This window comes from Legionella oakridgensis ATCC 33761 = DSM 21215 (genome assembly GCF_000512355.1).
GTDB lineage: Bacteria > Pseudomonadota > Gammaproteobacteria > Legionellales > Legionellaceae > Legionella_A > Legionella_A oakridgensis.
Map to the genome: position 1 here is coordinate 322,983 of NZ_CP004006.1, position 14,518 is coordinate 337,500.

Genomic DNA, 14,518 nt, shown 5'->3' on the forward strand with positions numbered 1-14,518 from the left:
TTTCCCTCTATCTGGCAGGAGGGAGGATTGTCCATGATAGAAGATTATTCCTTGGCGCGAGACACATACTCTCCTGTACGAGTGTCTACTTTAATCAACTCGCCTGTTTGTACAAATAACGGCACACGCACGACAGCTCCCGTTTCTAAAACGGCAGGCTTGCCACCACCACCGGATGTGTCTCCTTTAAGACCTGGATCTGTTTCAGTGATTGCAAGGACGACAAACGTCGGGGGAACCACTTGCAAAGGTTCATTATTCCACAGTGTAACAATACACATGTCTTGTTCTTTCAGCCATTTTACTGCTTCTTCAACGGATTCAGGACCTGCGGCGTATTGTTCGAACGTATCGGGGACCATGAAATGCCAAAGCTCGCCATCACTATATAAATATTGCATTTCTACATCGGCGACATCCGCAGAAGGTAATGTTTCACCGGACTTATAAGTTCTTTCAACCACACGGCCAGTTTTTAGATTACGAATTTTAATCCGTGTAAATGCCTGTCCTTTCCCGGGTTTAACAAATTCACAATCAACAATGCTGCAGGGAGCATTATCAATCATTACTTTTAAGCCATTTTTAAATTCATTGGTACTGTAGATTGCCATTGGTTCCCCACTGTTGAGATTTTATTGCAATTTCGCTAAAGTTCGCGAAGTTTATCAATTCTGAATTCTGAATGCGAGATTCCACTTCCAATTGGCAAAAAATTCTAGCCCAAGGCTTTTCTTCTGCATCCGAATTACTTGAATTTTTGCAGCTTCCTTCTTCTATGGCAAGTCATCTGGCTGAAAAGCAATTTAAAACACGCGTTCCACGTGCTTTTGCAGAGCTGATGGAAAAGGGGAATCGTTATGATCCCTTGTTAATGCAAGTATTGGCGGTTGACGATGAATTGCAAATGCAAGCAGGCTTTGTTCATGACCCATTAAAGGAAACATCGGCAAATCCAGTCAAAGGCTTGATTCATAAATATCATGGTCGTGTTTTACTGGTTCTTACTGGTGGTTGTGTGATTAATTGTCGCTATTGTTTTCGCAGACATTTTCCTTATCAGGATAATAATCCTGGACGTAAAGGATGGCAGCAGACTCTGGAGTACATTGCCAATGATTCGTCCATTCAAGAAGTCATTCTAAGTGGTGGAGATCCTTTGCTGGCGCAAGACGGAGTGTTGAGTGAAGTATTCTCCTATCTCTCCAGCATTCCACATGTGCGCTTTCTTCGTATCCACACTCGTATTCCTGTGGTGTTGCCAGAACGAGTCAATGCTTCCTTGCTTGAACTATTGGCTTCATTACCCTTACAAAAAGTGATCGTATTGCATAGTAATCATCCTCATGAACTGGATGAGCGTGTGGCTCAGGCTTGTATGGCACTCCGTCATGCGGATTGTCATTTATTAAATCAGTCAGTATTGCTTGCGGGTGTTAATAATGATTCTTTGGTTTTGGCGGCATTAAGTCAGCGCTTATTTTCTTGCGGTGTCTTGCCTTATTACTTGCATTTTTTGGATAAAGTACAAGGCGCGGCTCATTTTTCGGTGACTTTGGCCGAGGCAAAAAATATCTTTCGGTCGTTGCAAGAACATTTACCAGGATATCTAGTACCGCGTTTTGCCTGTGAGCAACCAGGGAAAAAAAGTAAAACGCTTATTATGGCAGAAGACTTCCTGGAACATTCGTTTAGCTGATTGTTTCATTGTATAATTCTAATAATTTTTCCTGAGCGCTGTAAGTACCATTACGTAGAGGTTTATAAGTTCCATCGCTTTGCATTTCCCAGGCATCTTTTGTGTCTTTTAAGTAGTTTTTTAAAATCTCGTGTTTAATGCGCTGCCGGCATCCTTCTTCCAAAATAGGAAACATCACTTCAATGCGGTTATATAAATTTCTTTCCATTAAATCAGCACTGGAACAATAGTAATACTCTTCTTTTCCCATGCAAAAATAATAGACGCGATGATGCTCCAAAAAGCGCCCAACAATGGATAAGACGCGTATATTCTCAGATACGCCTTTTATACCAGGAAGCAGGCAACAGACACTACGTACGATTAGAGTTATTTTAACGCCGGCCTGAGAGGCTGTATAAAGAGCCTGGATCATGGTTAAGTCTGTTAATCCATTCACTTTAATGATGATTTCGGCATGTTTTCTTTTCTTTGCTGTTGCAATGCATTGCTCGATGAGTTGAAGAAGATTTTTTTGGAGGGTAAAAGGAGAATGACATAATTCTTTCAATTTAATGGTTTTGCCAAGTCCAGTTAGCTGTTGGAAAATAATTTGAGTATCAGCCGTGATGGCGGGATTTGCCGTTAATAAGCCAATGTCCGTATAGCGTTTTGCTGTCTCTTCGTGATAATTACCGGTGCCCAAATGGACATATCGTTTTAATTTCCCGTGGACACGGCGTACAACCAAAGTCATCTTGGCATGCGTTTTGAAGCCTACAACACCATATAATACCAACGCCCCCGCTTCATGCAGGCGATTGGCAAGCCGTAGATTTGACTCTTCATCAAATCGGGCGCGCAGTTCAATGACTGCAGTGACTTCTTTTCCAGAACGTGCAGCCTCTACTAATGCTTGCACCATGATGGAGTCAAAACGCGTACGATAGAGCGTCTGTTTGATAGCAAATACATTAGGATCGGCTGCGGCTTGCCGAACAAAATCAATCACCATATCAAAGCTTTGAAAAGGATGATGCAAAAGAATATCTTGCTCATCAAGCATACCAAACACGTTATTTTTATGTTTAAGAAAAGTTGGGAATTGGGCAGTAAAGGGAGGGTAATTCAAATCCGGTCTTGAGATACTGTTAATTGCTTGTAAGTATCGTTGTATATTAACGGGACCATCGCAATAGTAAGTATCTTCATGACGCAAGTGGTATTTTTGCAAGAGAAAATCCGTGATGGGTTGTGGACATTGCTTGTCAATTTCAAGTCTTACCACATGACCATAATGACGGGAGAACAGTTCTCTTTGCACGGCAGCGGCTAAATCTTCGGCTTCCTCATCTCTTAGAGAAATGTCGCTGTTGCGAGTCAGACGAAAAGCGTAACATCCGCCGATTTCCATCCCGGGGAAAAAATGGTTGATGTGAGTTTTAATGATTGAAGATAAATAAACAAAGTGACTGCCTTCCCCACAGAGTTCCGAAGGCAATCGAATCAATCTTGGCAAGGATCGAGGAGCATGAACAACGGCATAATTAATATTACGATCAAACGCATCTTTTCCACTTAATGAAATGATAAAATTCAGGCTTTTATTAAACAAACGCGGAAAAGGATGCGCAAGATCAAGCGCAATTGGACTGACTATAGGTAAAATTTCATTTTTAAAGTAATGTTGCGCCCACAGATGGATATCATCGGTCCACTCTTCAGTATTATAAAAATGAATGTTTTCTTTTTTAAAGCGGGCAGCAGTTGCTTGTTAAAAATGGTGTATAATTCATCAATCAGCCGATGAGTTTTTTGCTTAATTGACTTAACAATTCATCTGCTCGCAGGCCATCAATGCTTAACTTGATTGAAGCGATGGCAATTTTTTCTTTTAATCCCGCGACGCGAATTTCAAAAAATTCGTCCAAATTGCCACTGCAAATGCAAAGATAACGCATTCTTTCCAGCAGGGGCACCCGTTCATCACGAGCTAGTTGTAAGACACGCTCATTAAAGGCAAGAGCAGTAAATTCACGATTAATGTAATAATCAGGGTTGTCCAGAGAGCGAGTCAAGCTGGCCTCCAATAGCAATATAAATTAGCGTACCAGAAAAAACAAATTCCTATAAAGGCAATGAGCCCCCAAAAAGGCGACAGTTGCAAAAAAGCTAATGCTAAAAAAATAAAACACAAGCAATGACGATAGGAAAAGAATAATACATTTCTATTACTCCTTGAGCGATAGAAAAAGAGGCGGCTGCTAATAATGCTAAAGCACCATATTGTACGGAAACCATAATTTTCTTAATCATGGGGCCATCATGACTGGTTAACCATTGATAGCCAACAATTGCAAGCAGTAATCCCGGTAGATTTAAACAAGCAACAGCTAATAGGAGCCCTGAAAGTCCTGCTGCTTTATAGCCAATGAGTGCTGATAATTTGACTGCTGTTAAGCCAGGAAATAAAAAGGTACTGCCGACCATTTGAATAAATTCTTCAGGCGCAACCCAATGACGATAGGTGACGGCTTCATATTCCACTAGCTTTAGCATGGAATTGCCACCGCCCAATGAAATCAATCCGATTTTACCGAAGCTGATAATGATGGCAAATAACGTTTTAATCATCATGTTAGGGCATAATTTAAAATTAGATGGCTGCACCTTATTCTGCCATCATCTTGCAGCGCTCTTCAATGAGAGTCGCTAAATAAGTGTCTTAAGGAAGGTTACATAATCACAGGGCGTTTTACCTTGCAGAAGGTTTTTGCTCAGATATTCAACCCAAGTTAATACCTTGGATTCGAGACTTAAACTAAAATAAACCGCATCACCAATGCACAATCTTGCTAATTCCATCTTAAGCTTAGGGGTCGTGGGAAATTGGTAAATCAGTGCTTCTTTACTGACGGTCACTGTTTTTATTGTGTCTTTAGCGTTTACCAAAAGCGATTGAATATCGATAGGGTTGTGATCGGGGATAGAAAGAGATTGTTCAGTTGCTGTAAGTTTAATTTTCTTGCCATAGGCGGTTGCCCAGGTCATTTGCTTAAGCATTGGCTTATAAAGTAATTGATCACGCCGCATTTTTAAATTGAAATTGACATCAGGTAAAAGATAATAAGTGTCTTGTCGATGCTTGGCCTCGTATCTGGATAATTCTAAAAATTGATCATCAAGGCCGTTTAAAGAAATAATTGCACTTTCAGGCCAAAAATATCGCGATTCCCAGCGCAATTCATCGACGGGCATGTCATTATTGCTTGGTAATTCCAGCAAAGATTCATTTTTAATTTCAAAATTCCAGACGAAACGTTTACTCATCATCAGTCAACAGTAATAGGGGGGCGTGAACACTAACAGAGCCTAGGGCATTTTGTGCCTGCTGACAAGGTATCTCTTATTTTTTGTTAATTACGATTTAAGAGAAATGTATACTGACATAACATATTGAATTAATATAATTAATCTACGAGCTTTTTGCCAGGCTCAAAATGATTAAGACGTTGCATAGATAAAGGAAGGGATTGTTATGGCCACACTGTTCTTTTTGCTGTATTTACTGTTTACTTTGATTGTTCTTTATCATGCACTAAACCCGCTCGTCTGGGAAATTGGAAGTGCTGCTTATTTATTAGTCGCCACGTTTTTTATAGGTCTTCCCTGGGTTGTGGGGGTGTTTTTGTGGGTGGTCATCATTGGAATCTTTCTTATTATCAGAGTGGAATCGATTCGCAACACCATTAGTGACTTTTTATATCGACATGCAGAAAAATCGCTTCCTAAACTATCAAAAACAGAAGAAGAAGCATTAAACGCCGGAGATACGTGGCTAGAAAAAGATATTTTTATGGGAACGCCAGATTGGAATAAATTGCAGCATATTACAACGGCGCTTTCTCCTGAAGAACAAGCATTTCTTGATAATGAAACGCAAACGCTGTGCGCTATGTTGGACGATTGGGAAATCAGTCAGCATCAGGACTTACCGGCTAATGTTTGGGAGTATCTTAAGGAAAAAGGTTTTTTTGGCTTAGTCATTGGAAAGGAATATGAAGGGAAAGGCTTTTCTGCCCGTGCTCATTCGGATGTGGTCATAAAAATTGCCAGTCGCTCAGGGACGGCTGCAGTGACCGTCATGGTTCCTAATTCTCTTGGTCCTGGGGAATTGCTACAGCATTATGGTACAGAAGAACAAAAAAATTATTATTTGCCAAGGCTTGCAAAGGGTGTTGATATTCCATGTTTTGCATTAACTGAGCCAGGAGCTGGTAGTGATGCTACGTCTATCAAGTCTGAAGCCGTGGTGGTTGAAAAAGTTATCCAGGGGAAAAAGATACTGGGGCTTAATCTGACGTTGAATAAACGCTGGATTACCTTAGCCCCGGTCGCCACTTTAATAGGGCTTGCCGTTAATTTAAAAGATCCACATGGTTTATTGCAGGGAGAAGGCAAGGAAGGGATTACTTGTTTGCTTATTTCTCGTGATGCCGAAAATCTTGAAATTGGAAATCGGCATTTACCGGCGAATCAGCCGTTTATGAATGGTACTATTCGCGGTGAAAATATCTTCGTTCCTATATCATCCATCATTGGAGGTCAGAAGCAAGCCGGGCATGGTTGGCAAATGTTGGTTGAATGTTTGTCCATTGGGCGCTCCATTTCGTTGCCTGCTTTAGGCACCGCTTCTTCAGCCATTTCATATCTTACAACTGGAGCATTTGCTCGTATTCGTCAACAATTTAATGTTGAAATAGCTCAATTTGAAGGGGTGGAAGAAAAGCTTGCGGAGATTGCTGGCCTAAGTTATTTGGTAAATGCCACTCGCTTGCTGACTGCTGCAGCAGTCAATGAGCATAAGAAACCGTCGGTTGCTTCTGCAATTACCAAATATTTCAATACCGAACTTGCACGTATCGTGATTAATGATGCCATGGACGTCCATGCGGGCCGCGCTGTGGTGGTTGGTCCCCGCAATTATATGACCAGTTTTTACCACGGGATTCCTATCTCTGTGACGGTTGAAGGCGCCAACATCATGTCACGTAACTTGTTGATTTTCGGCCAAGGTTCGATGGCATGTCATCCTTTTATTCGGCAAGAGTTTTATGCTTTGGCCAGTGGAGATAAAAGTGCTTTTAAAAACATCATCTGGCAGCATATTAGTTATTTCATGCGTAATTTTGCCAAAACAATTTGTTCTGCATGGAGTGGTGGCTTCTTTATTTCTGTACCAAATAGTAAGCTTAAAAAGGAATATAAGCGATTGGCACGGTTAAGCCATGCTTATGCCTGGTTGGCTGATTTGGCCTTAATTTATTTAGGAGGCGCGTTAAAACGTAAAGAGCGATTGTCTGCAAGGCTTGCGGATGGAATGTCTTACTTATATATGGCTATGGCTGCACTACAGTATGCGCGTCAGTATGAGGCGCAGACAGAGCAGCAAATGCATGCCAGATGGGCTGTGTCCTATTGCTTTTATCATGCGCAGAAAGCAATGATTTCCTTTTGTCATAATTTTCCCTCCCGGGTGATAGGAAACTTGATGCGTGTGCTTGCCTTTCCGTTAGGGCAAAGCATGCGTTATCCTGGTGATAAATTGGATCATCAATTGGCTCAAACAATGACTAAAAACAACCATTATCGAGAGCAAATCATCAAACAGGTTTATTTAAGTGGGGATAATCGTCAACCGGTTGATCGTATGGAAGCGGCTCTTCAGGCTATTATTCAGCACGCGTCCCTATATGAAAAAGTCAGCGATTTAAGGCGTTATAAATTCGGTGACCTCAAGAGCAAACTTGCGGAAAAAGTTAAGAATAATGAAATAACGCCGCAGGAAATGGAGGAATTAATTGCTGTTGAAAAATTACGATGGGATGCCATTCAAGTAGATGAGTTTTCATTTGATTCTATGAAGAAGAGAACCTTTGCTTCATTGGCAGGTCAATTTAAAACACCATTGGATTAACTTTACGTTTTTTTAACCGGAACAGACTAACCATTTGATTGGCAGTAAGTCACAATTTGCTATAATTTTAACAATAAAATGCTGCCTAAATATAAGTGAGGAAAAAATATGCCGGGTTTACCGTTAGCAAAACCCCGCAATGGGGTTGGCCTTAACCCATTGCCGAGTGCACTAAGTCTGCAAAAATTTATGGAGGTTGCAACCACCGCCGAGGCAGCCAAATATGGTTTCGATCAGTTTAAGGAGCGTTTGCAGGAGGCTGGTGTATATAATAGTTCCAGTAAAATCCTGGAAGAGATGGCGCGATTTGTTTATTACCGAGAACAGCAAACTAAAGCCGCGGCAAATCCATGGTCAGGTGAAAAACTGCCGACTACTATTCAGCAATTCCAATTTAATCTTGCTACGGAAGCTGCGAACCAGCTAAGTGCAAAATCGATTACTTTTGATTTTGCAGTAAGCAATGCTTCAGAATTGTTACGTGGATACAGCAGTAATGGCCAAGAGCTTGATGCAGCAACGGTTGACGCACTGGATAAATTGTTTAACGCCTGGTTGGTAGAAAATAATATGATGAGTAAAGGCGGTGTTATTTATGAAATGGATGAAAAAGGCAGCATTAAAAAGGATAGTGCAGGTAACCCCGTAAAAGCGGATGCTGACAAGCTTAGAGAATTGATTAGTAATTCAGCTCATGGATTTGAAGCCTATGTGCATAATAAAAATGCTGAGGTAGCTATATCATCAAGGCAACACGCTTATCCGGAACAGAAAGTAGAAGAGCAAGTCGCCGCAGAAGCAGGGCCTGCGTCTCACTCTGGGATGGCTGGAGGGTAAGCGTTTGCAAGTTGCAGCCGTTCAGGTGAGCCAATATCAATCCATTTCCCTGTATAAATCTCACCGCTTGCTTTGTTGTGTTCGGTCAATTCTCTTAGCAAAGGAGTCAGTGAATAGCGTCCAGGCTGGCAATGTTTGAATGCTTCGGGGTGGTAGCAAGCAATGCCTGCAAACGTGTATTGCCTGTTTTTATTTTCAAGCTGCTGCCTTGAAGATAAACCGAAATCTCCTTGTTGATAATATAAAGGTTTATTGATTAAAACTAAATGTGCCAACCGTTGAGAAGGTAAAGCCAGGGAGCCAAAAGGGTAATCTGTAAAAATATCGGCGTTCACCACCAAAAAAGGTTCATGTCCTAATAAAGGTAAGGCATTCATAATGCCGCCACCGGTTTCAAGTCCGCCTGAGGGTTCAGGTGAATAGGTAATATTGACATTCCACCGAGCTCCATTTCCCAAATGCTGCCGGATTTTTCCTCCTAAGTAAGCATGATTAATGATGATTTGCTGAAATCCTGCCTTAGCTAAATTCATAACATGATGTTCAATTAAGGGGACATCATGAACCAGGCATAACGCCTTAGGTTGTGTATCAGTTATTGGTTTTAAACGCTCGCCGCGTCCGGCGGCCAATATCATTGCAATGTGCATAGGGAGTGCATCTCTAAAAAAGGTGCTTGTACTTTTTGTTGCATAAAATGATAAAAGGGAAGCAATTCTTGGTAATTCGCTACGCAAGAAATAACATAATTAAAAACACGGGGCAAATCCCGTAAATAACCCGACTTTTGATCACGTAAATGCAGACGAGAAAAAATCCCCAATACTTTTAAATGCCGTTGCAACCCACACATAGCGAAAGCCTGGGAAAATTCGGATAGTGACCAGCCATGAGTTGTTGGCAGGTGATGATAAAAATAGCTAATCCAAGTATCAATGATTTCGTGCGGCCATTGAATATAACAATCTTTCAATAAGGAAACTAAATCATAAGTAAAAGGACCTCTCATGGCATCCTGATAATCAATAATGCCTAGTTCGATGGAGGGCTTCCCCTCCATTATCATTAAATTCCGTGAATGATAATCGCGATGAATAAATACTTGTGGCTGCTCTACAATCATTTCGGCAAGCCGGTTAAATGTATTTTGAATAAGCCGCACGTCATTGGCGTCAAGCGTTAATCCAAGATAAGCTTCCAGAAACCATTGTCGAAATAAGCTCATTTCTTCAAGCATATGGGTTTGATTAAAATCCAATAAATGAAGATTATTGATAGAGCAGCTCTGCATTTGTATCAATGTTGTCATTGCTGCTTCATATAAAGTATCTTCTTTGTGATTAGAAAGAGCATTAAGAAACAATTGATCGCCAAAATCTTCAAGAAGCACAAATCCTTGAGTATGATGAACAGCAGATATAGCAGGAGTATGCAGGCCAATATTGGCAAGCGCTTTGCCAATCGTTATAAATGGTTGGATGGTTTCCTTGTCAGGAGGCGCATCCATAACGATATAAGTTTGCTGTTGGCATTGAAGTCTAAAATATCGGCGAAAACTGGCATCACCTGCCAATGGAATTAGAGTAAATTGCATGCCTTTAAATAATTCATTAAGCCATTGGTTAAGTGCGCTTTGCCGAGTGTGCATGTTATACTTCCTGCCCTATTTGGCGGTATTAATGGTGGCGAATATTAAGGCCCGTGGACAATCATACTATCTTGGCCGTAAGGTCTTGAGTTTTTTAACTTCGTTTATTAAATGCCGGGGTAAATGTGGCATTGCCGCATTTAAAAAGTTTGATTTTAGTGCGCATGCTTGCAAATTGTTTGCCCAGCAAATACGGTATTATACGCTAATTATCGGGGGCTTTGTATTAGTGTTTGCATGCGGTATGCATCGCGCGCCTGTATACGCAGCTCCATTGATGATGGAACCTGTACAAGCGTGTGTTATTAATCGCGAGATGCCCTTAAATGCCATGATTCGCGCAAAATTTGCGCAATGCCTTGGATGGCAGGCAGACCATGCCTTGCCTCGATGCCGAGGTGCGTATCAATCGCTTTCAGTGACGCCTCTTCCGGAGGGGGAAATTCATATTCAGGCTGATGAAGCATCATTGTATGCGAAAGGCCGTTCCAAATTATCTGGAAATGTGGAAGTCTATGAAACCCAACGCATTGTTAATGCGCAAACAGCATACATCTATCGAGATGAACAAACCAGCCAAGTAACTAAAATTGAATTGTTGGGAGAGGTTCGTTATCTTGAACCCGATCGCCTGATGATTGCTCGCAAGGCCGTTATTAATCCACAGGATAAATCAGGACGAGTTGAAGATGTTTTGTATCGCTTTAATACCCAACGTGCGCGTGCAATTTTGCCGGCTTGGGGGCGGGCAAGTTTGATTGAACGGTTTGCTAATCAGGATTATTTATTACGAAAAGCCACGTATAGTACCTGTGCACCACAGGATAAAGCCTGGCAGATTGAAGCCAGTGAGCTGTCATTGGATTACTCAAACGCCAGGGGGGTGGCAAAAAATGCGGTATTGCGTGTCCGTGATTGGCCGGTATTATATACTCCATATTTAAGTTTTCCGACTTCCAAAGCGCGAAAATCTGGTTTTTTAATGCCCTTGTATGGTTATACAAACGTCGGTGGCTTTGATTTTGCACTGCCTTACTATTGGAATATTGCACCTAATTACGATGCAACCTTGATTCCTCATGTTTATAGTCGGCGTGGGTTGATGATGGGAGGTGATTTTCGTTTTCTAACTGAGAAATCGGCTGGGGTAATCAGTGGCCATTTTTTACCTAATGATCACGCTTTTGCCAAATTTATAGAGGATAACAGTAGCCAGTATCCTAGTTTACGCGGCATATCAAATAACCGTTGGTCGTTATTATTGCAGGAGCATACCCAATTCTATCCTAACTTGCGACTGGGAATTGATTATCAGCAAGTGTCGGATGACTATTATTTGCAGGATTTCAGCACCAACTTAGCCATTTTGACCCAGAACCAGTTATTACGCGAAGGAAATTTATCTTATACGACGGAGCATTGGTTATTTCGAGGAATGGTACAAAGTTATCAAACACTGCATCCAATTAATCAATCTGAGATTTCTGATGTTTATCAGCGCTTGCCACAATTGCTGGCGCGTGGTGCATATAATGATTTGCCGTTCCATGCTAATTTTAATGTATTAGGTCAGTTGGATAATTTTCGCTGGCCAGCCAATACTCTGTTCCAGCCGCAAGGGCCTCGTTATCATTTAAATCCAGTGTTGTCATTTTCAGAATATAAACCTTGGGGCTATGTTATTCCTTCGTTGCAATTGGTAGAAAATTATTACAACATCCAATACACCGGCGGTATAAACTCCCAGGCATTTAATCGGACTATTCCTCGCTATAGCCTTGATAGTGGATTATTTTTTGAACGAGCTACCCATTGGATGAGTTCCGGTTATACTCAAACGCTTGAACCAAGATTGTATTATTTGTACGTTCCTTATCATGATCAAACCATCATTCCAGTGTTTGACTCTGCATATATGATTTTTAATAATGATCAGCTATTCCGCACAAATCGTTTTTCTGGCTTCGATCGTATTGGTGATGCCAATCAATTAGCCTATGCGGTGACCACACGATGGTTGTCTGAAGATAATGGACAGGAGAAAGCGAGTTTTTCCATTGGCCAAATTCGCTATTTTGCTGATAGACGTGTTCAATTATGTTACAACAGGAATGGAAACTGTCGTGATACCCCTCTTATGCTGGGCTACTTATCTCCTGTGGCCAAGTCATCTCCTATTGCATCGCGTTTAAAATATCATTTCAATTCTGCGTGGATGGTGACTGGAGATTACGTTTGGGATGTTTATACTCATGCAACAAATAATGGTTATTTAAATTTTCATTATCAACCCCAGGGAAACCAAATCATTAATTTTGGTTATACCTATCTGGTGGATGGTGATATAACGCAAGTGGCTAACCGCAATATACAAGATAATGCTTTACACCAGGCTACTTTTTCCTATGCCTGGCCGTTATCGGATAGATGGAGCAGTCTTGGTGGATATAGTTATAATATCAGCAAGCGGTATGGCATGATGACGTTCTTAGGCGTGCAATATGATAATTGTTGTTGGGCAGTGCGCCTATTGGGCGGACGTACTTTTAAAAATTTGGCGCCTACAACATTATCTCCGCAGTACAGTAATAGTGTGTATTTGCAAATATTACTTAAAGGCTTAGGCAGTGCGGCGAGTGGCGATCCAACCAGTGTAATTGGTAGTTATTTGCCAGGATATTCTGATATTTTCCGACATTAATTATATAATTGACATTTCAAGTATAATTTTTTGGCTTAAATTAAGTAAATTTGCTTGTATTTTGATTAAGAATAACCTAAATTGCTGCATCCAATGTGCTTTGGACGCAGTGGAAGGTTTAGACCAAAGGTATGAGGATTATGGCATGCAAAAGCAAATCTTAATTTTTTTAATGTTATTGCCAGTACTTGTCTTGGCTGCTCCTGCACAGCCTTTAGATCGTGTGGTAGCGGTTGTCAATGAGGATGTCATTACAGCCAGTGAGTTGGATGTGCAAGTTGAAGCGCTAAAACAACAGCTTGCTGATAAACAAATGCAGCTTCCTCCAGATGCTGTATTACGTAAACAAGTTCTTCAACATTTAATTGATGTTAATTTGCAATTGCAATTGGCAAAAAATAATAATATATCTATTGATAATGCTGAATTAAACGACGCCATAGCAAAAATTGCTACTTCTAATCAATTGTCTTTAACCCAGTTGCGCGAGGAAATTAGCAAACAAGGATTAACCTGGGAGACTTATCGCGATAACATTCGTAAGGAAATGTTAATCAGTCGGCTGCAGCAAAAAGCGATAGGACAAGAAGTGGTGGTTTCATCACAGCAAGTAGAAGATTATCTCAAGGTTGCGCGTAATAATAATAAAAATCAATGGACATACCATTTGCAAAACATTGTTATCCCTTTGCCGGAAGAGCCTACTACTGAGCAATTAAAAAAAGCACAAGAAAAAGCGCAGTTATTGTTAGGAAAAATCAAACAAGGTGAAGACTTTAGTCGTTTGGCGATTGAAGAATCAAGTGGTGAGTATGCTTTGGAAGGGGGTGACTTGGGTGAGCGACATTTGGCTGAGTTACCGGAAGTGTTTGCTAAGAAAGTCATTAATATGAAGGCCGGTGAAGTTGCAGGCCCTATTCGTACCGGTAATGGATTTCAATTGATTAAGTTAATTGCCATCGGCGGGAAAGATGAAAAACACCAGGTAACAAAAACGCACGTACGTCATATCTTGTTAAAGCAAAGCGCCAATATCACCAGTGCCGAGGCTGAAAAACAAATCAATAATATTTACCAACAATTAAAATCAGGCAAGGATTTTGCGCTGATGGCCAAACAATATTCTCTGGATGCTGCTAGTGCAATCAATGGTGGTGATTTAGGCTGGGTGACAGCGGATGAATTAGTTCCTCAATTTGCAACGGCAATGGATAACCTGCCATTACATACCATTAGCAAGCCGGTAAAGTCTCCATTTGGATGGCATTTAATAGAAGTATTGGAGCGCAAGACCATGGATGATTCTGATGCATTTCAACGCCAACAAGTAAGACAATTTTTACATCAACGTAAATTTACAGAAGCGGTGCAAAATTGGCTTCAACATTTACGTACCGATGCTTACGTCAACGTTATGGAAAAGGAATTGGCATGAAGCCACTGCTAGTCAGCAGTGGTGAACCGGCCGGGATTGGACCAGATATTTGTTTAACTCTGGCTGCTTCTCATTTACCTGTTGTCATTTTGGGAGATAAATCATTATTAGCCCAGCGTGCTGAACAACTAGGATTAAATATTGTTCTTAAAGATTACTCGGTGCGCGAGAAAACAGTAACAGACAGCAATCAGTTGGCTGTATTGCATGTCCCTTGCCCTGTAAAGCCGATAGCTGGCGTT

At 41.0% G+C, this 14,518-nt stretch carries 9 protein-coding genes and 3 pseudogenes (1 of these 12 running past the window's edge); 6 read left to right on the forward strand and 6 right to left on the reverse strand.

The annotated features are described in order from the left end of the window. Positions 1 to 44: 44 nt before the first annotated feature. Positions 45 to 614, reverse strand: coding sequence for an elongation factor P (gene efp / locus LOA_RS01565; protein WP_025384856.1), 570 nt, complete (start codon positions 612 to 614; stop codon positions 45 to 47). Positions 615 to 685: 71 nt separating this feature from the next. On the opposite strand from efp, the gene epmB reads away from it, so the two are divergent. Then, positions 686 to 1,699 carry an EF-P beta-lysylation protein EpmB gene (gene epmB / locus LOA_RS01570; protein ID WP_025384857.1) on the forward strand — a complete coding sequence of 338 codons (1,014 nt, stop codon included), beginning with the start codon at positions 686 to 688 and terminating at the stop codon, positions 1,697 to 1,699. Here the strand turns inward: epmB and ppk1 are convergent. The 3 genes and pseudogenes from ppk1 to LOA_RS01585 all read right to left on the reverse strand — a co-directional run bounded on the left by ppk1 (position 1,692) and on the right by LOA_RS01585 (position 5,011). Continuing rightward, positions 1,692 to 3,756, reverse strand: a pseudogene (gene ppk1, locus LOA_RS01575) (polyphosphate kinase 1). The gene epmB and the pseudogene ppk1 sit on opposite strands and share 8 nt — an antisense overlap. Continuing rightward, a pseudogene (locus tag LOA_RS01580) lies at positions 3,753 to 4,312 on the reverse strand (chromate transporter). Before LOA_RS01580 ends, ppk1 begins: the two co-directional pseudogenes overlap by 4 nt. Positions 4,313 to 4,390: 78 nt before the next feature. Then, positions 4,391 to 5,011 carry a hypothetical protein gene (locus LOA_RS01585; protein WP_148294850.1) on the reverse strand — a complete coding sequence of 207 codons (621 nt, stop codon included), beginning with the start codon at positions 5,009 to 5,011 and terminating at the stop codon, positions 4,391 to 4,393. A 205-nt stretch (positions 5,012 to 5,216) separates the two neighbouring features. Here LOA_RS01585 and LOA_RS01590 point away from each other — a divergent pair, with 205 nt between their 5' ends. Further along, positions 5,217 to 7,655, forward strand: a complete 2,439-nt coding sequence (locus LOA_RS01590) for an acyl-CoA dehydrogenase (RefSeq protein ID WP_035892900.1) — start codon at positions 5,217 to 5,219, stop codon at positions 7,653 to 7,655. 108 nt (positions 7,656 to 7,763) lie between these two features. Next, positions 7,764 to 8,492 carry a hypothetical protein gene (locus tag LOA_RS01595; RefSeq protein WP_025384859.1) on the forward strand — a complete coding sequence of 243 codons (729 nt, stop codon included), beginning with the start codon at positions 7,764 to 7,766 and terminating at the stop codon, positions 8,490 to 8,492. Here the strand turns inward: LOA_RS01595 and murU are convergent. Together murU and LOA_RS01605 are read right to left on the reverse strand one after the other, a co-directional pair. After that, entirely contained in the window at positions 8,468 to 9,142 is a 675-nt protein-coding gene (gene murU / locus LOA_RS01600; RefSeq protein WP_025384860.1) for an N-acetylmuramate alpha-1-phosphate uridylyltransferase MurU, read from the reverse strand. The genes LOA_RS01595 and murU overlap by 25 nt on opposite strands. Continuing rightward, on the reverse strand, positions 9,127 to 10,140 hold the full coding sequence (locus LOA_RS01605) for an aminoglycoside phosphotransferase family protein (protein WP_025384861.1): 1,014 nt from the start codon (positions 10,138 to 10,140) through the stop codon (positions 9,127 to 9,129). The genes murU and LOA_RS01605 overlap by 16 nt, the downstream gene beginning before the upstream one ends. 244 nt (positions 10,141 to 10,384) lie before the next feature. Between LOA_RS01605 and LOA_RS01610 the strand changes: the two genes are divergently transcribed. The 3 genes and pseudogenes from LOA_RS01610 to pdxA form a co-directional block, all read left to right on the forward strand. Then, a complete protein-coding gene (locus LOA_RS01610) occupies positions 10,385 to 12,841 on the forward strand; it encodes an LPS-assembly protein LptD (RefSeq protein ID WP_042239105.1) in 2,457 nt (818 codons plus the stop codon). 145 nt (positions 12,842 to 12,986) lie between these two features. Then, positions 12,987 to 14,276, forward strand: coding sequence for a peptidylprolyl isomerase (locus LOA_RS01615; protein WP_025384863.1), 1,290 nt, complete (start codon positions 12,987 to 12,989; stop codon positions 14,274 to 14,276). Beyond that, a pseudogene (gene pdxA, locus LOA_RS14620) lies at positions 14,273 to 14,518 on the forward strand (4-hydroxythreonine-4-phosphate dehydrogenase PdxA) (its annotated part continues 726 nt past the right edge of the window); the annotation flags it as partial. The gene LOA_RS01615 and the pseudogene pdxA, both read left to right, overlap by 4 nt.